The following is a 24252-nucleotide window of genomic DNA, read 5'->3' as shown; positions in this document are numbered from 1 at the left end:
TTCTACCTCAGCTTCAGGGTGGCAAGGCCGACCAGCACGAGAATCACGGTGATGATCCAGAAACGGACGATCACACGCGGCTCGGGCCAGCCCTTGAGTTCAAAGTGGTGGTGGATCGGCGCCATGCGGAATACGCGGCGACCGGTCAGTTTGAAAGAGGCAACCTGAATGACCACGGACAGGGTTTCCATCACGAACACGCCGCCCATGATGAACAGGACGATTTCCTGACGGACGATCACTGCGATGGTGCCCAGGGCCGCGCCCAGCGCCAGTGCGCCGACGTCGCCCATGAAGACTTGTGCCGGATAGGTGTTGAACCACAGAAAGCCCAGGCCTGCTCCGATCAACGCGCCACAGAACACGATCAGCTCGCCTGCGCCCGGCACATAAGGAATCAGCAGGTATTCGGCGAATTTCACGTTACCCGACAGGTAGCAGAAAATGCCCAGGCCGCCGCCCACCATCACCGTCGGCATGATCGCCAGGCCGTCGAGGCCGTCGGTCAGGTTGACCGCGTTGCTCGAACCGACAATCACGAAGTAGGTCAGGACGATGAAGCCGGCACCCAGTGGAATGCTGTAGTCCTTGAGCATCGGCAGGATCAGTGTGGTTTCCACCGGCGTGGCGGCGGTCATATACAGGAAGATCGCCGCGCCCAGGCCGAACACCGATTGCCAGAAATATTTCCAGCGGCTCGGCAAGCCACGGGAGTTTTTCTCGATGACCTTGCGGTAGTCGTCGACCCAGCCGATGGCGCCGAACAGCAGGGTCACCAACAGTACGACCCAGACGTAACGGTTGCTCAGGTCAGCCCAAAGCAGGGTGCTGACACCGATGGACGACAGAATCAGTGCGCCGCCCATGGTCGGTGTACCCGATTTGGACAGGTGCGACTGCGGGCCGTCATTGCGAACGGACTGACCGATCTGACGGTTCTGCAGGGTGCGGATCATCCACGGGCCATAGCACAGCGACAAAACCAGCGCGGTCAGTACACCGAGAATCCCGCGCAGGGTCAGGTACTGGAAGACCGCGAAGCCTTTGTAGAACTGTTGCAGATACTCCGCTAGCAGCAGCAGCATTAATGTTTCTCCAGACTGGACCCGCACAAGGCGGCGACGACGTTTTCCATCGCAGCGCTGCGCGACCCCTTGATCAAAATGGTGGTGTTTGTGTCTTGTTCGGCGTCCAGGGCCTTGATCAGCTCAGCCTGTGTGCTGAAGTGAAAAGCCTGTGGACCGAATGCGTTCACGGCGTGAGCCATCATTGGCCCGACGGCGTACAGCGCAGAAACCTTGCCACGGGCGTACTCGCCCACATCGCGGTGCCCCTGCTCCGCCCATTCGCCCAACTCGCCGATATCCCCGAGCACCAGGACGGTGCGACCGGAAAAGCCGGCCAGTATATCAACGGCAGCGCACATGGAGGTGGGATTGGCGTTGTAAGTGTCATCGATCACGCGCATGCCATTGCTGGCCAATTGCGCAACGGTGCGACCCTTGACCGGTTGCACCGCGCCAAGGCCAGCGGCGATACCGGACAGCGACACACCCAGGGCATGGGCGGCAGCGGCGGCGGCCATGGCATTGGTGACGTTGTGGGTGCCGAGCAGGTTCAGTTGAACGCGCGCCACACCTTCAGGGCCGTGCAGGTTGAACGCCGGGCAGCCGCGAGCATCGGTGGCCAGGTCACTGGCATGGAAATCGGCGCTGGCGTTGCTCAACGCAAACGTCAGCACTTTGCGGTCACCGGCGCGCGCCTTCCAGATACCGAATGCCTTGTCGTCGAGATTGAGAACGGCGACGCCATCGGCATCCAGCCCTTCGATAATCTCGCCCTTGGCTTCGACGATTTTTTCCGGACCGCCGAACTCGCCGACGTGGGCGGTCCCGGCGTTATTGAGAATGGCCACGTGCGGCTTGGTCATGCTCACGGTGTAGGCAATTTCGCCCAGGCGCGAGGCACCCAGCTCGATCACTGCGGCAGCGTGTTCCGGCGCCAGTTCAAGCAAGGTCAGCGGCACGCCGAGGTCGTTGTTCAGGTTGCCACGGGTGGCCAGCACCGGACCACGGGTGCGCAGGATGCTCGCAAGCATTTCCTTGACCGTGGTCTTGCCGCTGGAACCGGTGATGGCCGCGACCGGATGGGTGTAGGCGGCGCGATTCAGCGCGCCCAACTGGCCCAGGGCCTGGCGAGTGTCGCTGACCAGCAATTGTGGCAGCGTGCTGTCGGCGACTTCACGCTCGACCAGCGCGGCCACGGCACCCTTGGCGGCGACTTCATTCAGATAATCATGACCATCGAAGCGCGGACCGGCCAGCGCGATAAACAGTTGACCAGGCTTGATTGYGCGGCTGTCGATGCTGACACCGTCGAAACTGGCATCGGAGGACACCAGGCGAGCATTCAGCGCACCGGTCAGTTCGCTCAGTTTCAAGGCCTTAAGCATGGGCCACCTCCCACGCGGTCAAGGCATGATCGGCCTCGACCAGATCGGAAAAGGCATGACGCTCGCCGTTGATTTCCTGATAGTCCTCGTGACCTTTACCGGCCAGGACAATCACGTCATCCACCGAAGCGCTGGCGATCAGTTGGGCAATCGCCTGGCCACGACCGGCAACGAACTCCACTTTATCCACAGCCGTGAAACCGGCGCGGATGTCATCGAAAATCACTGCCGGGTCTTCAGTACGCGGGTTGTCATCGGTCACCAGCACGCCATCAGCCAAGCGCTCGACCACTTCGGCCATCAACGGGCGCTTGCCGCGATCGCGGTCGCCGCCACAGCCGAACAGGCACAGCAACCGACCCTTGGCGTGTGGACGCAAGGCCAGCAATACTTTTTCCAGGGCATCCGGGGTGTGGGCGTAATCGACCACCACCAGCGGCTGCGAACCACCGCCCAAACGCTGCATGCGACCGGCAGGGCCTTCAAGCTGCGGCAGCACCTTGAGGATTTCGTCCAGGGCGTAATCAAGACCGAGCAACGCGCCGACCGCCGCCAGGACATTGCTCAGGTTGAAGCGACCGAGCAAGGTGCTGCGCAAGAGGTGCTCGCCCTGCGGCGTGACCAGTGTGGCGCGCACGCCTTCGTCGTCGAATTGCGCCTGGCGGCAATACAGGTAAGCGCTGGAATTTTCCAGGCTATAGGTGATCAGCCGCGATTCGCACTTGTCGGCAGCCAGTTGCCGGCCGAACTCGTCGTCGAGGTTGACCACGCGGCATTTCAAGTCATTCCAGGCAAACAGCCTGGACTTGGCTTCGCCGTAAGCCTGCATGGTGCCGTGGTAGTCCAGGTGATCGCGGGACAGGTTGGTCATCACCGCCACATCGAAGGCCAATGCGGTCACGCGGCCCTGGTCCAGGCCATGGGAGGAAACCTCCATCGCCACGGCTTTGGCCCCGGCCTTTTTCAGGTCCGCCAAGGTCGCTTGCACGGCAATCGGGTTTGGTGTGGTGTGCAGGCCGCTTTCCAGCGCGCCGTAGAAACCGCAACCGAGTGTGCCGACCAGGCCGCAGTGCTGGCCGAGCAGGTCCAGTGCCTGGGCGACCAATTGCGTCACGCTGGTCTTGCCGTTGGTGCCGGTTACGCCCACCAGGTTCAGGTGATGACTCGGCTCGCCATAAAAACGCCCGGCGATGTCCGACAGTTGAGCCGCCAGGCCCTTGACCGGAATCAGCGGCACTTCAGTGATCGGCAGGATCGTGGCGCCTTCTACTTCATAGGCCACCGCAGCAGCACCGCGCTGCAAGGCGTCGGCAATATGCGCGCGCCCATCGAATTTCCCGCCCGGCACGGCGAGGAACAGATCACCCGCGCGCACATTGCGGCTGTCCAGGGCGAGTTCGCGAATCAGCAGATCGTGGCCGGCGTGAGGGAAAATCTTGTTCAGGCTCAGAGACATCAGCCGCGCCCTCCATTGGCTTTCAGCGGAACGACCGGTGTTGCGTTCGCTTGTTGAGTAGGTGGCAGGTTGTCCGGCGTAATGTTCATCAGGCGCAGAGTGCCCGACATCACACGGCTGAACACCGGCGCGGAAACCAGGCCACCGAAGTAACCGGCCTTGGTCGGCTCGTCGATCACCACCACGATGGCGTAACGCGGATCGCTCATCGGGCCGAAGCCGGCGAACAGCGAACGGTAGGAGTTCTCGGCGTAGCCCTTGGTGCCAACCGAGGTTTTACGCGCAGTACCCGACTTGCCGCCCACGTGATACGCCGGCACCTGCGCACGGAACACACCGCGCGGGGCCTCGATCACTTGTTGCAGCATGCCTTGCATGGTTTTCGCGACGGCCTCCGGCAACACCTGGGTGGTTTGCGGTGCCTTGTCGGTCTTGATCAGGGTCAGCGGTGCGAGGCGACCGTTGTTGGCCAGGGCCGAGAAAGCGTGGACAAGCTGGATTGCGGTCACGGAGATACCGTAGCCGTAGGACAGCGTGGCGGTTTCTGCCTTGCGCCATTCGCGGTAATTCGGCAGGTTGCCGACGCGCTCGCCCGGGAAGCCCAGGCCGGTGTCCTGGCCGAGGCCGACTTTCTGCGCGAGACGGAAAATGGTTTCGCCGCCAATGTCGAAGGCAACCTTGCTCATGCCGACGTTACTGGAGTTGATCAGGATGCCGGTCAGGTCGAGTACCGGGCCTTCGGTCTTGGATACGTCCTTGATGGTGTACTTACCAATCTGCAAGGATCCCGGATACACCTCGACGGTGTCGCTCGGTTTCCAGCGGCCGGTTTCGATCGCAGCGCTCATCGAAATCGCTTTCATGGTCGAACCCGGCTCGAACACGTCGATCATCGCGCGGTTACGCATCATCGCCGGTTGCAGGTTGCGACGGTTGTTCGGGTTGTAGGTCGGCTGGTTGACCATCGCGAGAATCTCGCCGGTCTTCACGTCCATGATCACCAGGCTGCCGGCCTTGGCGCCGTTCTCGATGATCGCGTTGCGCAATTCGCGGTTGGCCAGGTATTGCAGGCGCAGGTCAATGGACAACGCCAAGGGCTTGCCGGCCTTGGCGTTTTTGGTGACCTGGACATCCTTGATCAGCCGGCCGCGCCGGTCCTTGATCACCTGACGCTTGCCAGGGACCCCGGCCAGCCATTCGTCGTAGGCCAGTTCGACGCCTTCACGACCGTGATCGTCGATGTCGGTAAACCCGACCATATGAGCAGTGACTTCGCCGGCAGGATAAAACCGCCGAAACTCTTCGATGCCATAGACACCCGGCACCTTCAGGTCGAGCACGGCCTGACCCTGCTCAGGCGTCAGCCCGCGCACCAGGTAAATGAATTCTTTGTTGGCCTGGGCTTCAAGACGCTCAGTCAGGGCTTTGGGATCTTGTCCCAGCGCTGCGGCCAGTGCTGGCCACTTGTCTTTTTCCAGCTGCATTTCCTTGGCGTTGGCCCACAGTGTGGTCACCGGGGTACTGACGGCCAAAGGCTCGCCGTTACGGTCGGTTATCAGACCACGGTGAGCCGGAATCGGAATATGACGAACGCTGCGCGCATCGCCCTGACCTTTAAGGAAGGCACGATCGACCACTTGCAGGTCAATGATGCGCCAGGCAATCGCGGCCACCATGACGCCAAGCAAACCCAGCACCACGCGGAACCGCCAAGGAAAGAGTGCACCTTCGAGTTTCATCATGGCGCCACCATCTTCACGTCAGCGGCACCGGGGATGTGCATTTTCAATTGTTCGGTGGCCAGCACTTCGATACGGCTGTGGGCGGTCCAGGTGCTCTGCTCCAGAATCAACCGGCCCCACTCGGCTTGCGCCTTGTCGCGCACGCTCAATTCGTTGTACAGCGAATTCAATAGCTGACGGTTCCAGTGCGCGCTGTAGGACACGCCGATGGCCGACACGAGCACGCCGACAAACAACAGCAGCATGAAGAAGCTTCCGCCGGGCAATGGCTTGGCGAAAAGCTTGCTCACCGCAGCTTCTCCGCCACACGCATGACAGCACTACGGGAACGTGGGTTGGCTTTGAGTTCGGCGTCGGAGGCCGTCTGCGCTTTGCCATGGACTTTGATTTTCGGTTCGAAGGCGACATGCCGAACCGGCAGGTTGCGCGGCAGGTTGTCGGCTTCGCCTTTCACCAGCTTGCGCATGAACAGTTTGACGATACGGTCTTCCAGCGAATGGAAGCTGATCACCACCAGGCGACCGCCCACTTCCAGGCATTCCAGCGCGGCTTCGAGGCCGGTCTGCAGATCACCCAGTTCGTTGTTTACGTGAATGCGCAAACCCTGGAACGCACGGGTTGCAGGGTTTTTGCCCTTTTCCCACGCTGGGTTGGCGACCTTCAGGACTTCTGCCAGGTCACCGGTGCGCTCGAATGGCTTGATGTCTCGGCGCTCGGCCACGGCACGGGCCATGCGGCCGGAGAAACGCTCTTCGCCGTATTCCTTGAACACCCGTGCGATTTCTTCCACGGGCGCGGTGTTGACGAATTCGGCGGCGCTGATGCCACGGGACGGATCCATGCGCATGTCCAGCGGGCCGTCGTTGAGGAAGCTGAAGCCGCGCTCAGGGTCGTCGAGCTGTGGCGAAGACACGCCCAGATCCAGCAATACGCCGCTGACCTTGCCGTTCATCCCGCGTTCGGCGACTTCCGAACCGAGCTCGGCAAAGCTGCGCTGCACAACGACAAAGCGGCCGTCTTCGGCCGCTAGCGTCTGCCCGGTGGCAATCGCTTGTGGATCTTTATCGAATCCGAGCAACTGACCATCGGGACCGAGCTGGCTGAGGATCAACCGGCTGTGTCCGCCGCGCCCGAACGTGCCGTCCAGATAGCAGCCATCAGGACGTACGGCGAGAGCCTCGACGGCTTCGTCAAGCAGTACGGTGATGTGGTTAAAGCCGCTATCAATAGTCACAGGATCAAATCACGCAGTTCATCAGGCATCGCGCCCGGTTGTTGAATGGCAGCCAGGTCAGCGGCAGAAACCGCGTTCCAGGCATCCTCGTCCCACAATTGGAACTTGTTCAGTTGGCCTACCAACATCGCGCGCTTATCCAACTTGGCATATTCACGAAGACGCGGCGGAACCAGAAAACGACCACTGCCATCAAGCTCGAGGTCGACGGCATTACCAATCAATAAACGTTGCAGGCGGCGGTTCTCTTCGCGAAGCGAAGGCAGTGCGCGCAGTTTGGTTTCAATAATTTCCCACTCATCGAGGGGGTAAACACACAAACAAGGATCAACGGCATCAATTGTCACGATCAATTGACCGGAACTGCGCGATTCGAGCTCGTCACGGTACCGGCTCGGCATTGCGAGACGGCCCTTTGCATCGAGACTGATAGCGTTGGCTCCGCGAAACACGTCAGCGTTTCTCCAAATTCTAGCGTTTTGAGTTCAAAAAACCCACTTCATGCCACTTTCCGCCACTTGCGCACACTATAGGAATGCGCCCACCACACCGTCAAGGCGCGGAGCAAAGGAAAACCCTTACAGAACTGAGATTTAGGAGCATTAACGGAGAGGCAACGAGAATCCGGCAGATGAAACTGATCGATAACTTGAACCAGCACAGAAGGCTGCGTTCGAAAGTTAAAGTGATTTATTAAGAGTAAGATTTTTTTGGTATTACAAAAGAGGTTCTGCTGATGATTGTGTAAGGAGGGAAATTGCTATCACTTGCCCCCTGCTCAATGATTCAAGCAGAGGAAAGAAAAAGGTGGAGAGTCGATCTGTAAGCCGGGTTCTGTCTTGAACAGTCATTCGTCTACGATGGCCATCACTGGACATCTTTAGCAACCTACCCGGTCCCAGCGCGGGCCACGCCTTGGGACCCTATTTGGTCTTGCTCCAAGTGGGGTTTACCTAGCCACGAACTGTTGCCAGACGTGCGGTGCGCTCTTACCGCACCTTTTCACCCTTACCGGCGCCGAAGCGCTTAGGCGGTTATTTTCTGTGGCACTTTCCGTAGGCTCACGCCTCCCAGGCATTACCTGGCACTTCGCCCTATGGAGCCCGGACTTTCCTCCCCCCCCTAATTTTCATAGAGGGCAGCGACTGTCCGATCGACTCTCCGCCGCGAAGGTTACCGGCACAGCGCCCGAAGAACAAGCGCCAAGCGCCATTGAGCACGCCTGTGCGTCGGGTTTTACTCGCCCTTCTGCTGATCCAGCGCGATCTGGTACAGCACATTCTTTCGTTCGCCGGTGATTTGCGCCGCCAAAGCCGCCGCTCGCTTGAGCGGCATTTCTTCGAGCAACAGGTTGAGGATGCGCATCGCCTCACTGCTGACGGCGCCCTCCTCCTCGGGCGCAGACCAGCCCGCCACCAGCACCACGCACTCGCCGCGCTGCTGATTGCTGTCCGACTCGACAAACTCGCGCAGCTCAGCCAGCGGCAGCCCCTTGAGAGTCTCAAACGTCTTGGTCAGCTCACGGGCAAGCAGCGCCGGGCGCTCGGGACCGAACACCAGTTCCATGTCTTGCAGGCACTCCAGGATGCGATGTGGGGCCTCATAGAAGATCAAGGTGCGAGGTTCTTCCTTTACCTGTTCGAGACGCGCACGCCGCCCCACCGCCTTGGCCGGCAGAAAACCTTCGAAAATGAATCGATCGGAAGGCAGCCCTGCTGCCGACAGYGCGGCAATCAACGCGCAGGCACCCGGAACCGGCACCACATTGATGCCCGCCGCCCGGGCCTGCCGCACCAGGTGATAACCCGGATCGGAAATCAGCGGCGTCCCGGCATCCGAGATCAACGCCACGTTGTCACCGGCAAGCAGGCGAGTGATAAAGCGGCTACCTTCATCCCGCTCGTTGTGCTCATGGCAGGCCGCCAATGGCGTCGAGATGCCGAAGTGCTGCATCAAACGCTGGGAATGACGGGTGTCTTCCGCGGCGATCAAGGCCACTTCACGGAGAATCTTCAGCGCCCGCGCACTGATGTCATCCAGGTTGCCGATGGGCGTCGCCACCACATAAAGCGAGCCAGCAGCGGAATTCAAAGCACCTGGAGCAGTCAAAGCGCACACCTCATGATCGGTAAAAGTCGCCATTGTAGCGCGTAGCGAGGTTCACGATACGCGCAACCAATGGAGGTCTCGGCGACTGTTTGTGCGCTGGCGCAACATTTACACCAGCTAAATTGATCGATTCACACCAGTAACATCGCGCCCCGGCCAGTGCTTGGGTACAATTCCACGCTAATTTGATCGAGTATCAGGAACGCTTACATGATCGCTTGCCTGCGGCTGTTATCTGCCCTCTGCCTCGCTGCCTTGCTGGCGGCTTGCGCCAGCTCGCCCTCCTCCAGCCTTGGCGAACTTCCACGGACACCGGATGCCAGTATCGAGCAACTGCTTGAGAAGGCCTCCCAAAGCAAATCACCGGAAGATGCCGCCCTGCTGCGCCTGAGCGCTGCCGACCTGGCCTATCGCCAGGGCAATGCCGGCCAGTCCGCGCAAATCCTGCAACAGGTTCCGATCGAACAGCTCAAGCCGGGCCCACAGGTTTTCGCCAGCACCCTGGCGGCTGAACTGGCCATGACCCGCAACCAGCCCAAGGCCGCGCTGACGGCCTTGAGCCATCCGAGCATGCAACGCTTGAGCGAACTGCCCATCGAACAACAGGTCCGCACCGGCACCGTTCACGCCCGTGCACTTGAAGCCGATGGCCAGACCCTCGCCGCCGCTCGCGAGCGCATTTTCATCGCCCCGATGCTAAAAGGTGAGGCCGCGAGCAAAAACCACGAAGCCATCTGGACCCTGATCGCTTCGCTGCCGACCGAGCAATTGCAACCGAACACCACCGACGATCTCGGCGGCTGGATGGCCCTCGCGCTGGCCGTGAAATCCGCCGGCACCCTGGAGCAGCAACAAGCCGCCATCGACAAATGGCGCGCGCAGAACCCGAAACACCCGGCAGCCATTCAATTGCCGCAGCCACTGACCCAACTCAAGGAACTGGCCAGCCAGCCCCTGAGCAAGATCGCCCTGCTGCTGCCTCAGGACGGCCCGCTGGCCTCGGTCGGCAAAGCACTGCGCGACGGCTTCATGGCTGCTCACTACCAGGCCCAACAGGCCGGGCAGAAACCACCCGCCATCGAGTTCTATGACAGCTCGCGCCTGACCTCCATGGACGAGTTCTACCGCAAGGCCCAGGCCGATGGCGTGCAACTGGTCGTCGGCCCGTTGGAGAAGCCGCTGGTCAAACAGCTGAGCGCTCGCCCGCAATTGCCAATCACCACACTCGCGCTGAACTATAGCGAAGGCGATCAGGGTCCGGCGCAGTTGTTCCAGTTCGGTCTTGCCGCTGAAGACGAAGCCCGCGAAGTGTCGCGCCGCGCTCGCGCCGACGGCCTGCATCGCGCAGCCATCATGGTGCCGAAAGGTGAATGGGGCGACCGCGTGCTCAAGGCATTCAGCCAGGATTGGCAAGCCAATGGCGGCACCATCGTCGCCACCGAACGCGTCGATCAACCGGTCCAGTTGGCCCAGCAGATTGCCGACATGTTCCAGCTGCGTCAGAGCGAAGGTCGCGCCAAGAGCCTGCAAAGCACCGTTGGCTCGCAAGTAGCTGCCCAGCCATCGCGCCGCCAGGACATCGAGTTCATTTTCCTCGCCGCAACACCGCAACAGGCCCAGCAGATCAAACCGACCCTGAACTTCCAGTACGCAGGCGATGTTCCGGTCTACGCCACCTCCCACGTGTTCAGCGCCAGCGGTGACGTCAACCAGTACAACGACATGAATGGCATTCGCTTCTGCGAGACGCCATGGTTGCTGGACGCCAATGATCCACTGCGCCGCCAGGTCACCGCCCAGTGGCCACAAGCCGCCGGCAGCCTGGGGCGCCTGTATGCCATGGGTGTGGACGCTTATCGCCTGGCGCCACGCCTGGGCCAGCTCAAGTCACTGCCAGACAGCCGCATCGACGGTGAATCGGGCAGCCTTGGCATGTCTCAGAGCCAGCGGGTCGTGCGCCAGTTGCCATGGGCCCAGTTCGCCAATGGCCAGGTCCAGCGCCTGCCGGACACCGCTCGCTGATGCCCGACAGGTCACGCCAGCAAAGCGGCAAGGATGCCGAGCGCCATGCGCTCGAGCATCTTCAACAACAGGGTCTGCGCCTGCTGGCGCAGAACTGGTTGTGTAAACGCGGCGAGCTTGATCTGGTCATGCTAGATGGCGATACAGTAGTATTCGTTGAAGTCCGCTACAGAAAAAACACTCAATGGGGTGGCGCGCTCGACAGCATCGATGAGCGCAAACGGCAAAAACTGATTTTCGCCGCGCAATATTTTCTTCAGCGCGAGTCGCGCTGGGCCAATTTCCCTTGCCGCTTCGACGTGATTGCCATCGACAGCAACCTCGATCAGTTGAACTGGCTACAGAATGCCTTCGACGGCTGATCGCCGGCAGTGCGAACCGGACACTATCACCGAACACTTTTGCTCTTTGCTTTGCGGGCTGCACATTCATGTGCCGAACAGCCGCGCCACTTAAGGTCACACAGATGGACATGCAATCCCGAATTCGCCAGCTTTTTCAGGCCAGTATCGACACCAAGCAACAGGCGATGGAAGTACTTGCACCGCACATCGAGCAAGCCAGCCAGGTCATGGTCAACGCCCTGCTCAACGAAGGAAAAATGCTTTCCTGTGGTAACGGCGGCTCTGCCGGCGACGCCCAGCACTTCTCGTCCGAGCTGCTCAATCGCTTTGAGCGCGAGCGCCCGAGCCTGCCAGCCATCGCCTTGACGACCGACAGCTCGACGATCACCTCGATCGCCAATGACTACAGCTACAACGAAATCTTCTCCAAGCAGATCCGCGCACTCGGCCAACCGGGCGATGTGTTGCTGGCTATCTCCACCAGCGGTAACTCGGCCAACATAATTCAAGCGATCCAGGCCGCACATGATCGCGAAATGATTGTCGTAGCATTGACCGGTCGTGATGGCGGCGGCATGGCGTCACTGCTATTGCCCGAGGACGTCGAGATTCGCGTACCGGCCAACGTCACTGCACGCATTCAGGAAGTCCACCTGCTGGCGATCCATTGCCTTTGCGATTTGATCGACAGCCAAATATTCGGGAGTGAAGAATGACCCCTAATCGCCTGGGCCTTCTGGCCTTGACCCTGTGCCTCGGCATCAGTGGCTGCACCTCGGTGGTGACTGCCAGCCGTGAAGCACCGATTGAAGATGACCGTGGCACCCGCACACTGGGCAGCAAGATCGACGACTCCCTGATCGACACCAAGGTTGGCGTGAACGTCGCCAAGGCCGACCCAGCCCTGGATAAGGACTCGCACATCGTCGTCACCAGCTTCAACGGCGTCGTGCTGCTCGCCGGGCAAACGCCACGCGCAGACCTCAAGGCCAAGGCCGAACAGGCCGCCGCCGCGGTCCAGCGCGTGAAGCAGGTGCACAACGAGCTGCAGGTCCTGCCACCCTCCAGCTTCCTGGCCCGTCAGAACGACACCTGGCTGACCTCCAAGATCAAAGCCCAGATGCTCGCCGACGCCAACATCCCCGGTTCGCGCATCAAGATCGTCACTGAAAACGGCATTGTCTACATGCTAGGCCTGCTGACCAAACAGGAAGCTGCGCAGGCGACCAACCTGGTGCAAGGCGTTTCCGGCGTACAGAAGATTGTGAAGCTGTTTGAGTACATCGACTGATCCGCACACCGCTTACCTATCTGCACGCGGTGTAGGAGCTGCCGAAGGCTGCKATCTTTTGATCTTAAAAAGCCAAATCAAAAGATCGCAGCCTTCGGCAGCTCCTACCCGTTTGAAGGTGGTGAAGTAATAAAAAAGGCGATCCGWTCGGATCGCCTTTTTTATTACTTCACCACCTTCAAACTGGGTCGACCGCTTGGACGCGGCGGCTCGCTGTCGGGTGGTGGAAGATCGTCATCGGGCTCGATCTCGTCATCCTCGCCCATCGGCGATTCCAGATCGAACACCATGCCCTGGCCATTCTCCCGGGCGTAGATACCCAGGATCGAAGCAATTGGCACGTACAAGGTGTGCGGCACGCCACCAAAGCGCCCCTCGAAACTGACCGCCTCGTTGTCCATGTGCAGATGACGCACAGCCTGTGGCGACACATTCAGGACAATTTGTCCGTCACTGGCAAAACCCTGAGGCACCTGGACCGACGGATACTCGGAATTGACCAGCATGTGCGGGGTGCAATCGTTGTCCACAATCCACTCGTAGAGCGCGCGGACCAGATAAGGTCGACTGGAGTTCATAGCGGCTCCTTAAGCCTTAGCGCATATCGCGTTCGACACCAGACAGACTCGCCTGGAAAGCCTCACGCGCAAACGAGCGCTCCATGTAATCAAGCAGCGGCTTGGCAGGCCGCGGCAGTTCTATACCCAAAATCGGCAATCGCCAGAGTATTGGCAGTAGGCAGCAGTCCACCAGACTTTGTTCCTCACTGAGGAAAAACGGCTTGTCGGCAAACAGTGGCGACACACCCGTCAGGCTTTCGCGCAACTCTTTCCGAGCCACGGCACGGGCCGCCTCCTTGGTCCGCGAATCCAGAATCAGATCCACCAGGCCACACCAGTCACGCTGAATACGATGAATCAGCAGACGACTGTTGGCACGCGCCACAGGATAAACCGGCAGCAAGGGCGGGTGCGGGTAACGCTCATCCAGATATTCCATCACCACAGTCGACTCCCACAACGCCAGGTCGCGATCGACCAGGGTGGGCAAGCTGCCGTAAGGGTTCACCTCAATCAGTTTAGGTGGCTGACGCCCAGCTTCCACGTAAATGATCTCGGCGCTGACACCCTTCTCTGCCAGTACGATGCGCACTCGGTGGGAATAGTGGTCGGCGGGGTCGGAGTAACAGGCCAACCGATTGGTCACGCCCATGGCGATCCTCCTCGCTTGTAGAAATTATCGAACGCGGAAAAACGAGCGCGCCCAGAGGACGCCTCCCGTAACGACTGGATAACCAGGCTCGCTACATCTTCAGAGGCGCCCTTGGGCGCGCGCGATTAACAGCAATAGCTTGAAGCTTTATCAGTGCACGTCTTTCCAGTATTCGCGCTTGAGCAGGTAAGCGAAGACGAAGAAGAACGCCAGGTACAACAATACGTACGTACCGATGCGCTGATGTTGCAGCTTAACCGGGTTAGCCGAGTAAGCCAGGAAGGTTACCAGATTCTTGACCTTCTCATCGAACTGCTCTTCAGTCAGAGCACCGCTTTTCGGCACGATGGTCAGTTGATCGCACGCTTCATGAGTCAATGGCGTACCGGTCAGCGGATCAAATTGCTTTTTGCCGCCTTCGACGATCTGAACCTGTTTGCAACCAACCACCTGGCGACCTTGCAGGCCGGCCAGGACGTTTGGCATGCCCACGTTCGGGAAGACCTTGTTGTTCACACCCCATGGACGCGACGGATCTTCGTAGAACGACTTCAGGTAACCGTAGAGCCAGTCGGTACCGCGAACACGAGCAACCAGGGTCAGGTCCGGCGGAGCGGCGCCAAACCAGGCCTTGGCGTCCGCTGGCTGCATGCCGATGCTCATGTGGTCGCCGATCTTGGCGCCAGTGAACATCAGCTTCTCCAGCATCAACTCATGGGGAATGCCCAGGTCGTCGGCAACTCGCTCATAGCGTTGGAACTTGGCACTGTGGCAACCCATGCAGTAGTTGGCGAACGTACGTGCACCATCCTGCATGGCTGCTTTATCGGAAACGTCAACGTCGACTTTTTCCAGCTCGGGGCCACCGTGCTCAGCTGCGAAAGCGAACACTGGCAACGCAGCAAGCATCAATACAGCAAATAGTTTTTTCATCAGCCAGTCACCCTTTCCGGAACCGGTTTGGTCTTCTCGAGCCGGGTGTAGAACGGCATCAGAATGAAGTAGGCGAAGTACAGGAAGGTACATACCTGCGACAGCAACGTACGCTCAGGGGTTGGAGCCAATACGCCCAGCACACCCAGGATCACGAACGCGATGCAGAACACCCAGAGCCAGATCTTGCTCAGCCAGCCTTTGTAGCGCATCGACTTGACCGGACTGCGGTCGAGCCATGGCAGGACGAACAGCACAGCAATGGCCGCGCCCATGGCGATCACACCGAAGAGCTTGTCCGGAATCGCGCGCAAGATGGCGTAGAACGGGGTGAAGTACCAGACCGGAGCAATGTGCTCTGGGGTCTTGAAGGCGTTCGCCACTTCAAAGTTCGGCTTTTCGAGGAAGTAACCGCCCATTTCCGGGAAGAAGAACACGATCGAGCAGAAGATGAACAGGAACACCACCACACCGACGATATCTTTCACGGTGTAGTACGGGTGGAAGGCAATGCCATCCAGCGGTATGCCGTTTTCGTCCTTGTGTTTCTTGATGTCCACGCCGTCCGGGTTGTTCGAACCGACTTCGTGCAACGCCAGGATGTGCAGCACCACCAGACCCAGGATAACGATCGGCAGGGCAACCACGTGCAAGGCGAAGAAGCGGTTCAGGGTAATACCGGAAATCAGGTAGTCACCACGAATCCACTGGGTCAGGTCGTTACCGATGACCGGGATCGCACCGAACAGCGAGATGATCACCTGGGCACCCCAGTAGGACATCTGCCCCCACGGCAGCAGGTAACCCATGAAGGCTTCGGCCATCAGCGCCAGATAGATCAGCATGCCGAAGACCCACACCAGCTCACGCGGTTTCTGGTACGAACCGTAGAGCAGGCCACGGAACATGTGCAGATAGACCACGATAAAGAACGCAGAGGCGCCGGTGGAGTGCAGCAGACGCAGGATCGAGCCGTACTCGACGTCGCGCATGATGTATTCGACGGAGGCAAACGCCTCTTCCGCCGACGGGTTATAGCTCATGGTCAGCCAGACGCCGGTAACGATCTGATTGACCAGAACGAGCAGCGCCAGGGAGCCAAAGAAATAGAAGAAGTTGAAGTTCTTCGGAGCGTAATACTTGCTGAGATGGTCTTCCCACATCTTGGTTGCGGGAAAGCGTGCATCAACCCAATCCATGAATTTGCTCATCACGCCTTCTCCGTATCGACGCCAATGACAATGATGTCGTCGGTCTCATAGGAATGCGGGGGAACTGGCAGGTTCAAAGGCGCAGGTTGCGACTTGTAGACGCGACCAGCCAGATCGTAGTGGGAACCGTGGCAAGGGCAGAAATAACCGCCTACCCAGTCTTTCCCCAGATCCGCAGGTGCCACTTCGGGACGGAAGGTCGGCGAGCAACCCAGGTGCGTGCAGATACCGATCAGCAGCAGAACCTCAGGTTTGATCGAACGGGTTTCCGGATCAACGTAAGTCGGTTGTGTCGAGTTCTTGGAGGTCGGGTCAACAAGCTGACCCTCGATCTTCTTCAGATTCCCCAGGATTTCCGGCGTACGGCGGACGATGAACACCGGCTGGCCGCGCCACTCAGCAATCATCTGCTGGCCTGGCTCGACTTTGCTGACATTCACTTTCACCGGTGCACCTGCGGCTTTCGCCTTGGCACTGGGAAACCATGACCCCACGAACGGGACCGCAGCCCCCAYCGCTCCTGCAGCACCCACCACGGATGTGGCTGCTACCAAGAAGCGACGCCGGCCTGCATTCACGCCGTCATTGCTCATTCAGTCCTCTCCATCAGCTTTGTGGCCTGTTAAATCAGGCGTCTACTAAGTAAATCTATGTACTTATAAAAATTTTGCCGAATGGTAATGAAAAGCCCCAATTCTGACAAGGTAATTACCGGAGCCCATCATCCCCAAGCCTTGTAGTATAGGGCGCCTGCGGATGTGGCAAGTTGTCACAGCGCAATTCTTTGATAAATCGCAGACACAAAAAAACGCCCAGCTCCGTGAGGAAACTGGGCGTTCTTTTTTGAACGTGAAAGCGAATTAACGCTTCGAGTACTGCGGACGCTTACGCGCTTTACGCAGACCGACTTTCTTACGTTCAACTTCACGAGCATCGCGGGTTACGAAGCCGGCTTTACGCAGGGCGCTGCGCAGAGTCTCGTCGTAGTCCATCAGAGCGCGAGTGATGCCGTGGCGGATTGCGCCAGCTTGACCACTTACACCACCGCCGATCACGGTGACGTAGATGTCGAACTTCTCGACAGTCTCAGTCAATTCCAGCGGCTGACGAACTACCATGCGGGCAGTTTCGCGGCCGAAGAAATTATCCAGCGAACGGTTGTTGATGGAGATGTTACCAGTACCCGGACGCAGGAAAACGCGTGCGGTTGCGGTCTTGCGACGGCCAGTGCCGTAATTTTGAGTCGCCGACATAATGTACTATTCCGTTAAAACTTCAGTTCTTGGGGCTGCTGAGCAGTATGTGGGTGTGCAGCGCCCGCATAGACTTTCAGCTTACGGTACATGTCGCGACCCAGCGGGTTCTTAGGCAGCATGCCTTTGACCGCGGTCTCGATCACGCGCTCAGGGGCCTTGGCGATCAGCTTTTCAAAGTTGATCGACTTGATGCCGCCCGGGAAACCGGAGTGGGAGTAGTACATTTTGTCAGTGGTTTTAGCACCGGTAACACGGATCTGCTCAGCGTTGATTACGACGATGTAGTCGCCGGTGTCAACGTGAGGAGTGTACTCAGGCTTGTGCTTGCCACGCAGACGGCTCGCGATTTCGGTGGCCAGACGACCCAGGGTCTGACCAGCAGCGTCGACGACAAACCAGTCGCGCTTTACTGTTTCCGGTTTAGCAGTAAAAGTTTTCATTCTTTATAGCCTCAGGGGCCGCCCTGTAAATTAGACGGCGGATCTTACTGAATAGTGCGTACTTTGACAAGTCAAAGGCAGCCGGATACAGACGCTTTCGGGGGCTCGGGTCGGCGCGTCCGTTCAACGGCAAGATTCTTCGGCGGCGGCGCATCACTTCCACTGCAGAAAGAGGTGCGCAATTATGCAGATTGCGAAAAATAATTCAACCTGCTTTTATGATTGTTTTGCCCAAGGAGCACCCGATGGACTATCGCCAGCTAGGCCGAACCAATCTGAACGTGAGTGCCCTCTGCCTCGGAACCATGACCTGGGGCGAGCAAAACAGCGAGGCAGACGCCTTCGCCCAGATCGAGCGGGCCAAGAGCGCCGGAATCAACTTCATCGACACCGCCGAGATGTACCCGGTGCCACCCAAGGCTGAAACCTACGCCACCACCGAACGCTACATCGGCAATTACTTCAAGAGCCGCGGCGACCGCGCCGACTGGATCCTGGCCAGCAAGATCGCCGGCCCCGGCAACACTATCGACTACATCCGCGATAAAAACCTGCGCCACAATCGCCAACACATTACTGAGGCGGTTGATGCCAGCCTCAAGCGCCTGCAAACCGACTACATCGACCTGTACCAGTTGCACTGGCCGGAGCGCAGCACCAACTTCTTCGGTCAACTCGGCTACAAGCACAAGATCGAGGCCAACCTGACCCCGCTGGAGGACACCCTCGAAGCGCTGGACGAACAGGTCCGCGCCGGCAAGATTCGCCACATCGGCCTGTCCAACGAGACGCCATGGGGCACCATGCGCTTTCTGGCCCTGGCCGAAGCCCGAGGCTGGYCGCGTGCCGTGTCGATCCAGAACCCGTTCAACCTGCTCAACCGCTGCTTTGAAGTCGGCCTGGCGGAAATCGCCATCCGCGAGCAGTGCGGCCTGCTCGCCTATTCGCCGCTGGCGTTCGGCTTCCTTTCAGGCAAGTACGAAGGTGGCRCCCGCCCGCCAAAAGGTCGCCTGAGCCTCTACAGCCGCTTCAGCCGCTATTTCAACGCGCAGTCGCAAGCAGCCTGCAGCCGTTACGTGGCGCTGGCTCGCGAGCACGGCCTGGACCCGGCGCAAATGGCCCTGGCATTCGTGACGCAGCAGCCGTTCGTGACCAGCAACATCATCGGCGCGACCACGATGGAGCAACTGGAGAGCAACATCGCCAGTTTTGATCTGAAATTGTCGGAGGAGGTAATGGAAGGGATTGAGGCGATTCACAAGGATCACCCGAATCCTGCTCCATAACCCCCACCTGTAGGAGCGAGCCTGCTCGCGAAAAACCTGAGCACACCGTTGGGTGTCAGGTTTTCAACGTTATCGTTGACGACCATCGCGAGCAAGCTCGCTCCTACAATGACCTGGCGATGATCTCCTTCATGATCTCGTTCGTCCCGGCATAGATCCGCTGCACCCGCGCATCCGCCCATGCCCGCGCGATCGGGTACTCCCACATGAACCCGTAACCACCGTGCAACTGCACACACTCGTCGAGCACCTTGCATTGCAGGTCGGTGCCCCAGTACTTGGCCATCGCTGCCGTTGGCACGTCGAGCTTGCCTTGCAGGTGCAGTTCCAGGCAGCGGTCGACGAAGACCCGGCCGATCTGGATTTCCGTGGCCATTTCCGCCAGTTTGAACCGGGTATTCTGGAAATCCGCGATCGACTKGCCGAACGCCTTGCGCTCGCGGGTGTAGTCCAGCGTCCATTGCAGCGCCGCTTCAGCTGAAGCCAGCCCGCCAATGGCCACCGTCAGGCGCTCTTGGGGCAATTCCTGCATCAGGTAGGCAAAGCCCATCCCGGCCTGGCCCAGCAGGTTTTCCTTGGGTACACGTACGTCCTGGAAGAACAGCTCCGAGGTGTCCTGGGCTTTCATCCCGACCTTTTCCAGGCGCTTGCCCTTGTCGAAGCCTGGCGTATTGGCTTCCACCAGAAACAAACTGGTGCCCTTCGCGCCGGCCTTCGGATCGGTCTTGGCGACGACGATCACCAGATCGGCCAGGTAGCCGTTGGTGATAAAAGTCTTGGAGCCGTTGATCACATACTCATCGCCATCGAGCACGGCCGTGGTTTTCACCCCTTGCAGATCGGAACCGGCGCCCGGTTCAGTCATGGCGATCGCGGTAACCATCTCGCCGGACACCAGCTTCGGCAGGTATTTGTGCTTCAGCGCTTCACTGCCGTAATGCAGGATGTACGGCGCCACGATGTCCGAATGCAGGGAAAAACCGATGCCGGTCAGGCCAAGTCGCCCCACTTCTTCGATCACCACCGCACTGTAGAGAAAGTCCGCCCCCAGACCGCCGTACTCCTCCGGCAAGTGTGAGCACAGCATCCCCGCCTCCCCTGCCTTGTTCCACAGTTTGCGGTCGATATAGCCCTGTTTTTCCCATTGCCCATGGAACGGCACCGCCTCTTTTTCGAGGAACGTTCGCACACTGTCGCGGAAAAGCTCGTGCTCGGAACTGAACAGGGTTCTGGGGATCATGCGACACCTTTTCTTTGTTATTAGAAGGAATTGACCGTCAGAGCCTAAGCCTCGCTTCCGATACAGGACACTGGACACATCCGACAAAAAATAAGACGATCCAGCCGTCTGGTGACCACTTCCCCCTATAAAAATAAAGTTGAATTATGTCTAACCAAGCCTCCACGCCCCTGCGGCGCGTCAGCATCCTGGCCATTGACCGGGTTTTCGCTTCCACCCTCATGCAAGCCAAGGATTTCTTCCACCTCGCCAGCCTGCGCTACGGCAAACAGCTGGGCCATGGCCTGACACCGGCGTTCGAAACCCGCCTGGTCAGCCCCGATGGCAAACCGGTCAACACCTTCAGCGATGTGCTGATTCCAGTGGATGGCGGGCTGGAAAACGCCGACATCATCGTTCTTCCCGCGTTCTGGGACGATTTCGACAGTCTCTGCAAACGTTACCCGCAAGTCCTGCCCTGGTTGCGCCAGCAACATGCGCGCGGTGCCGTACTGTGCGGCGAGGCCACCGGTGTTTTCTGGCTGGCCGAAGCCGGGCTGCTCAATGGCAAGGAAGCGACCACCTACTGGCGCTTCTTCAATGCCTTCGCCGAACGCTTCCCCCAGGTCCAGCTCAATCAGGACAAGCACCTGACCGACGCCGATAACCTGTACTGCGCTGGCGGCACCACCTCGGCGTGCGATTTGTACATCTACCTGATCGAGCGCTTCTGCGGCGCCAATGTGTCCCAGGCCGTAGCGCGGGACATTCTGTATGAGGTGCAACGCAGCTACGCGCCTGGACGCATCGGGTTTGGTGGCCAGAAGCTGCACCAGGACGTGATCATCCTGCAGATCCAGCACTGGCTCGAAGAACACTTCGCCGACAAGTTCCGCTTCGAAGACGTCGCCCGCGAACACGGCATGAGCATCCGCAACTTCATGCGCCGCTTCCAGACCGCCACCGGCGACAAGCCACTGCATTACCTGCAACGCCTGCGCATCGAAACCGCCAAGGGCTTGCTGTCCGGCAGCCGCAAGAGCATCAAGACCATCAGTTACGAAGTCGGCTACGACGATGCGAGCTTCTTTGCGCGGCTGTTCCGCCAACACACGGAGTTGTCGCCGAACCAGTATCGGCAGCAGTTTCAGCAGGCAGCTTAAAAGATCGCAGGCTTCGCCAGCTCCTACAGAATGGTGTGTACCTGTAGGAGCTGGCGAAGCCTGCGATCTTTTGATCTTCGGCGTACAAAAAAGGCCTGCAATCGCAGGCCTCCTTTTTATTTTCCAAACTGTCCTACGGCTTGTGCGCCCGGGCCAGGAATTCGTGGGACTGCATTTCCAGCAGACGACTCAAGGTTCGCTGGAATTCGAAATTCAAGCGACCGCCGGTGTACAGATCCTTAAGCTCGACCTCGGCAGAAATGATCAGCTTCACGTTGCGGTCGTAGAACTCGTCGACCATGTTGATGAAGCGTCGGGCGATGTCGTCGGTGGTGACGCTCATCTGCTCGACATCGCTGAGCAACACGGCGTGGAAGATCTTGCCCAGCTCGATGTAGTCGTTCTGGCTGCGTGGGCCGTCGCATAGTTCGCGGAAGTTGAACCAGGCCACGTCATCGCAGGTGCGCAGGGCACGGATTTCACGGTTCTCGATCATCAGCACGTCATTTTCGACCGCCGCCGTGCATTCCGGTGTCAGCGCACGGAAGCTCTTGCGCAGGCTTTCGTTGGCAGCTTCGTCGAGTGGATAGTGGAACAGCTCGGCTTGTTCGAGGTGACGCAGACGATAGTCGACGCCGCTGTCGACGTTGACGATCTCGGTGTTCTGCTTGATCAGCGCAATGGCCGGCAGGAAGCGCGCGCGCTGCAGGCCGTCCTTGTACAGGCCGTCCGGCACGATGTTCGAGGTGGCGACCAGGGTCACACCGTTCTTGAACAGTTCTTCCATCAGCGTGCCGAGGATCATGGCGTCGGTGATGTCGGAGACGAAGAATTCATCGAAGCAGATGACCCGGGCTTCGGTGGCGAAGCGCTTGGCAATGATGGTCAGCGGGTTTTTCTCGCCGCCCAGGGTCTTCATCTCTTCGTGCACGCGCTTCATGAAGCGGTGGAAGTGCGTACGGGTCTTTTCCTTGAAGGGCAACGCTTCGAAGAAGGTGTCCACCAGGTAAGTCTTGCCGCGACCTACGCCGCCCCAGAAATACAGGCCCTTGACCGGGGTCTGATCCTTCTTGCCAAACAACTTGCCCAGCAGGCCCGGCTTGTTTTGCTCGGCCGCGACCAGATCGTCGTACAGGCGCTGCAAATGACGCACGGCGGTTTCCTGCGCGGCGTCATGGAAGAATTCCGGGCGTTTCAGATCAGCTTGATATCGTTCTAGGGGCGTCATAATTCGTTAGCAAGGCAACAAAAACGGGCCGACACTGTAGCGACGGCCCGCAGGAATGGCAATCGGCCCTTGGTCGGGCCGAGCCGTTGATTATTCCTGAATCGGCGTCAGGGCAATGCGCAAGGCCTCGATAGCCGCGTCGCGTGCGGCGCTGTCGGCGAAGGTCGGGCTGTCGGCAACGCATTGACCTTCGAGCCAGACGCTGAAGCCCAGATCTTCACTGCGCACGTCCAGATCCTGGCCCGCTTGCAGTTGCTTGGTCACCTGCCCCGCGGTTTTACCGTCGGCGAAGTTGCGCGACAGCAGCAGTTGTTCGCCATCGGCCGCCAGCAGACGGAAGCGGAAACTGCCGTCGTCTTCACGGAAGCTGACAAACCGCGCAGCCTTCACGACTTTCTTCTTGGTGGTCGCAGCCACTTGAGTCTGGGCAACGAAGGAGCGCAGGCCTACCGCTTCACGCAGTTCGTTGAGGAAGGGTGTCGCCACCGCGCGGGCCTTTTTCGCGCCGTGTTGCAGGATGTCTTCCAGATCCGCCGGGCGCTCGATCAACAGGTTATAACGCTCGCGGGACTCGCCCAATTCGTTGTCCAGTAGCTGGAACAGACGACTCTTCGCCTCGCCCCAACCCAGACCCTGCAACAGTTCGCTGCGGAACTCGTCGGACTGCGCCGGGGTGGCGAACGCCTGGAACAAGGTGAACAGGTGTGAATTGTCCGGATCCTTGGCTTCGCCCGGCGCGCGGGAGTCGGTGACGATCCGTGAAATCGCATCCTTCATTTCTTTGGCGCTGCTGAACAGCGGAATGGTGTTGTCGTAGCTCTTCGACATCTTGCGGCCATCCAGGCCCGGCAAGGTGGCGACGCTCTCTTCGATCAACGCCTCGGGCATGGTGAAGAACTCTTTGCCCTGGCCAAAAAGATGGTTGAAGCGCTGACCGATGTCCCGCGCCATTTCCACGTGCTGGATCTGGTCACGACCGACCGGCACCTTGTGCGCATTGAACATCAGGATGTCCGCGGCCATCAGCACCGGGTAGCTGTACAGGCCCATGGTGATGCCGGCGTCCGGGTCTTCACCGGTCTCGACGTTCTTGTCCACCGAAGCCTTGTAGGCGTGGGCGCGATTGAGCAGGCCCTTGGCGGCAACRCAGGTCAGCAGCCAGGTCAGTTCGGGGATTTCCGGGATGTCGGACTGGCGGTAGAAGGTCACGCGATCGACATCCAGGCCACCGGCCAGCCAGGTCGCGGCGATTTCCAGACGCGAGCGCTGGATGCGCAGCGGGTCATCGCACTTGATCAGGGCGTGGTAGTCGGCCAGGAAGTAGAACGAATCGGCATTGCTGTCACGGCTGGCGACGATCGCCGGGCGGATGGCGCCAGCGTAGTTGCCCAGGTGCGGCGTGCCGGTGGTGGTGATGCCGGTGAGGATACGGGTACGAGTCGTCATGGGTAATCGCTTGTCAGACTGCAATCAATTCGAGAGACGCGGCAGGATCAGATCCTTGAGATCGGTCAGCTTGCCATGAAAAAAGTGTCCGCATTCTGCCACTTTCAGCAGCTCATGGGGGCGTTCGAGCTTGTCGGACCATTCGTAAACCAGCTGCGGATCGATCACTTCATCGGTTTCCGGCTGGATCAGGGTCAGTTCGCCCTGC

General features: G+C 59.3%; 24 protein-coding genes, 1 other RNA gene and 1 pseudogene. 6 read left to right on the top strand and 20 right to left on the bottom strand.

Annotation, left to right across the window (positions count from 1 at the left end; translation table 11 throughout):
* Positions 1 to 2: 2 nt before the first annotated feature.
* The 9 genes from mraY to rsmI form a co-directional block, all read right to left on the bottom strand.
* Positions 3 to 1085 (bottom strand): phospho-N-acetylmuramoyl-pentapeptide-transferase, encoded by a 1083-nt coding sequence (gene mraY, locus AC1DVH_RS06255; RefSeq protein WP_016773275.1) that lies wholly within the window; start codon positions 1083 to 1085, stop codon positions 3 to 5.
* Complete coding sequence (locus AC1DVH_RS06250; RefSeq protein WP_477753053.1) at positions 1085 to 2452, bottom strand: UDP-N-acetylmuramoyl-tripeptide--D-alanyl-D-alanine ligase; 1368 nt, start codon at positions 2450 to 2452, stop codon at positions 1085 to 1087. Before AC1DVH_RS06250 ends, mraY begins: the two co-directional genes overlap by 1 nt.
* Entirely contained in the window at positions 2445 to 3908 is a 1464-nt protein-coding gene (locus tag AC1DVH_RS06245) for a UDP-N-acetylmuramoyl-L-alanyl-D-glutamate--2,6-diaminopimelate ligase (protein WP_477753052.1), read from the bottom strand. Before AC1DVH_RS06245 ends, AC1DVH_RS06250 begins: the two co-directional genes overlap by 8 nt.
* Positions 3908 to 5647, bottom strand: coding sequence for a peptidoglycan D,D-transpeptidase FtsI family protein (locus tag AC1DVH_RS06240; RefSeq protein WP_223459011.1), 1740 nt, complete (start codon positions 5645 to 5647; stop codon positions 3908 to 3910). The genes AC1DVH_RS06245 and AC1DVH_RS06240 overlap by 1 nt, the downstream gene beginning before the upstream one ends.
* Positions 5647 to 5940, bottom strand: a complete 294-nt coding sequence (ftsL, locus tag AC1DVH_RS06235) for a cell division protein FtsL (protein WP_007998257.1) — start codon at positions 5938 to 5940, stop codon at positions 5647 to 5649. Before ftsL ends, AC1DVH_RS06240 begins: the two co-directional genes overlap by 1 nt.
* On the bottom strand, positions 5937 to 6884 hold the full coding sequence (gene rsmH / locus AC1DVH_RS06230; RefSeq protein WP_477753051.1) for a 16S rRNA (cytosine(1402)-N(4))-methyltransferase RsmH: 948 nt from the start codon (positions 6882 to 6884) through the stop codon (positions 5937 to 5939). The genes ftsL and rsmH overlap by 4 nt, the downstream gene beginning before the upstream one ends.
* Positions 6881 to 7336, bottom strand: a complete 456-nt coding sequence (gene mraZ, locus AC1DVH_RS06225; RefSeq protein ID WP_221731512.1) for a division/cell wall cluster transcriptional repressor MraZ — start codon at positions 7334 to 7336, stop codon at positions 6881 to 6883. Before mraZ ends, rsmH begins: the two co-directional genes overlap by 4 nt.
* Before the next feature lie 355 nt (positions 7337 to 7691).
* Positions 7692 to 8045: RNase P RNA component class A (gene rnpB, locus AC1DVH_RS06220), an RNA gene on the bottom strand.
* 75 nt (positions 8046 to 8120) lie between these two features.
* Positions 8121 to 9026, bottom strand: coding sequence for a 16S rRNA (cytidine(1402)-2'-O)-methyltransferase (gene rsmI, locus AC1DVH_RS06215; protein WP_162130270.1), 906 nt, complete (start codon positions 9024 to 9026; stop codon positions 8121 to 8123).
* A gap of 177 nt (positions 9027 to 9203) precedes the next feature.
* On the opposite strand from rsmI, the gene AC1DVH_RS06210 reads away from it, so the two are divergent.
* The 4 genes from AC1DVH_RS06210 (at position 9204) to AC1DVH_RS06195 (ending at position 12650) form a co-directional block, all read left to right on the top strand.
* Positions 9204 to 11015 carry a penicillin-binding protein activator gene (locus AC1DVH_RS06210; RefSeq protein ID WP_477753050.1) on the top strand — a complete coding sequence of 604 codons (1812 nt, stop codon included), beginning with the start codon at positions 9204 to 9206 and terminating at the stop codon, positions 11013 to 11015.
* Positions 11015 to 11377 (top strand): YraN family protein, encoded by a 363-nt coding sequence (locus AC1DVH_RS06205; RefSeq protein ID WP_477753049.1) that lies wholly within the window; start codon positions 11015 to 11017, stop codon positions 11375 to 11377. The genes AC1DVH_RS06210 and AC1DVH_RS06205 overlap by 1 nt, the downstream gene beginning before the upstream one ends.
* A 104-nt stretch (positions 11378 to 11481) precedes the next feature.
* Positions 11482 to 12075, top strand: coding sequence for a phosphoheptose isomerase (locus AC1DVH_RS06200; RefSeq protein ID WP_477753048.1), 594 nt, complete (start codon positions 11482 to 11484; stop codon positions 12073 to 12075).
* Positions 12072 to 12650, top strand: a complete 579-nt coding sequence (locus AC1DVH_RS06195; RefSeq protein ID WP_477753047.1) for a BON domain-containing protein — start codon at positions 12072 to 12074, stop codon at positions 12648 to 12650. The genes AC1DVH_RS06200 and AC1DVH_RS06195 overlap by 4 nt, the downstream gene beginning before the upstream one ends.
* A 164-nt stretch (positions 12651 to 12814) precedes the next feature.
* Here the strand turns inward: AC1DVH_RS06195 and AC1DVH_RS06190 are convergent, their stop codons facing one another.
* From AC1DVH_RS06190 to rplM, 7 genes are all read right to left on the bottom strand, one after another.
* Positions 12815 to 13228, bottom strand: a complete 414-nt coding sequence (locus tag AC1DVH_RS06190) for a ClpXP protease specificity-enhancing factor (RefSeq protein ID WP_007998247.1) — start codon at positions 13226 to 13228, stop codon at positions 12815 to 12817.
* Positions 13229 to 13244: 16 nt separating this feature from the next.
* On the bottom strand, positions 13245 to 13862 hold the full coding sequence (locus tag AC1DVH_RS06185) for a glutathione S-transferase N-terminal domain-containing protein (protein WP_060539471.1): 618 nt from the start codon (positions 13860 to 13862) through the stop codon (positions 13245 to 13247).
* 150 nt (positions 13863 to 14012) lie between these two features.
* Positions 14013 to 14795, bottom strand: a complete 783-nt coding sequence (locus AC1DVH_RS06180) for a cytochrome c1 (protein ID WP_477753046.1) — start codon at positions 14793 to 14795, stop codon at positions 14013 to 14015.
* Complete coding sequence (locus AC1DVH_RS06175) at positions 14795 to 16006, bottom strand: cytochrome b (protein ID WP_310053977.1); 1212 nt, start codon at positions 16004 to 16006, stop codon at positions 14795 to 14797. Before AC1DVH_RS06175 ends, AC1DVH_RS06180 begins: the two co-directional genes overlap by 1 nt.
* Positions 16006 to 16599 (bottom strand): ubiquinol-cytochrome c reductase iron-sulfur subunit, encoded by a 594-nt coding sequence (gene petA / locus AC1DVH_RS06170; RefSeq protein WP_477753045.1) that lies wholly within the window; start codon positions 16597 to 16599, stop codon positions 16006 to 16008. Before petA ends, AC1DVH_RS06175 begins: the two co-directional genes overlap by 1 nt.
* A 267-nt stretch (positions 16600 to 16866) precedes the next feature.
* The gene (gene rpsI, locus AC1DVH_RS06165) at positions 16867 to 17259 is read right to left on the bottom strand and encodes a 30S ribosomal protein S9 (protein WP_003228056.1); all 393 of its coding nucleotides are present in this window, start codon (positions 17257 to 17259) and stop codon (positions 16867 to 16869) included.
* A gap of 14 nt (positions 17260 to 17273) precedes the next feature.
* Positions 17274 to 17702, bottom strand: coding sequence for a 50S ribosomal protein L13 (gene rplM, locus AC1DVH_RS06160; RefSeq protein ID WP_007917032.1), 429 nt, complete (start codon positions 17700 to 17702; stop codon positions 17274 to 17276).
* 245 nt (positions 17703 to 17947) lie between these two features.
* On the opposite strand from rplM, the gene AC1DVH_RS06155 reads away from it, so the two are divergent.
* Entirely contained in the window at positions 17948 to 18988 is a 1041-nt protein-coding gene (locus AC1DVH_RS06155; RefSeq protein WP_477753044.1) for an NADP(H)-dependent aldo-keto reductase, read from the top strand.
* A gap of 103 nt (positions 18989 to 19091) precedes the next feature.
* Here AC1DVH_RS06155 and AC1DVH_RS06150 read toward each other — a convergent pair whose 3' ends face one another.
* Positions 19092 to 20228 carry an acyl-CoA dehydrogenase family protein gene (locus AC1DVH_RS06150; RefSeq protein WP_477753043.1) on the bottom strand — a complete coding sequence of 379 codons (1137 nt, stop codon included), beginning with the start codon at positions 20226 to 20228 and terminating at the stop codon, positions 19092 to 19094.
* 221 nt (positions 20229 to 20449) lie between these two features.
* Between AC1DVH_RS06150 and AC1DVH_RS06145 the strand changes: the two genes are divergently transcribed.
* Positions 20450 to 21370 (top strand): GlxA family transcriptional regulator, encoded by a 921-nt coding sequence (locus tag AC1DVH_RS06145; RefSeq protein WP_477753065.1) that lies wholly within the window; start codon positions 20450 to 20452, stop codon positions 21368 to 21370.
* Positions 21371 to 21503: 133 nt separating this feature from the next.
* Here AC1DVH_RS06145 and zapE read toward each other — a convergent pair whose 3' ends face one another.
* From zapE to AC1DVH_RS06130, 3 genes and pseudogenes are all read right to left on the bottom strand, one after another.
* Positions 21504 to 22598 (bottom strand): cell division protein ZapE, encoded by a 1095-nt coding sequence (gene zapE, locus AC1DVH_RS06140; protein ID WP_095943473.1) that lies wholly within the window; start codon positions 22596 to 22598, stop codon positions 21504 to 21506.
* Positions 22599 to 22688: 90 nt separating this feature from the next.
* Positions 22689 to 24044 (bottom strand): tryptophan--tRNA ligase, encoded by a 1356-nt coding sequence (locus AC1DVH_RS06135; RefSeq protein WP_477753042.1) that lies wholly within the window; start codon positions 24042 to 24044, stop codon positions 22689 to 22691.
* Between the two features lie 24 nt (positions 24045 to 24068).
* Positions 24069 to 24252, bottom strand: a pseudogene (locus AC1DVH_RS06130) (alpha/beta hydrolase); the annotation flags it as partial.

Source organism: Pseudomonas sp. P4_C3 (assembly GCF_056402075.1).
The sequence above is the reverse complement of the archived record's forward strand: the minus strand, read 5'-3'. Positions and strand labels throughout refer to the sequence as shown.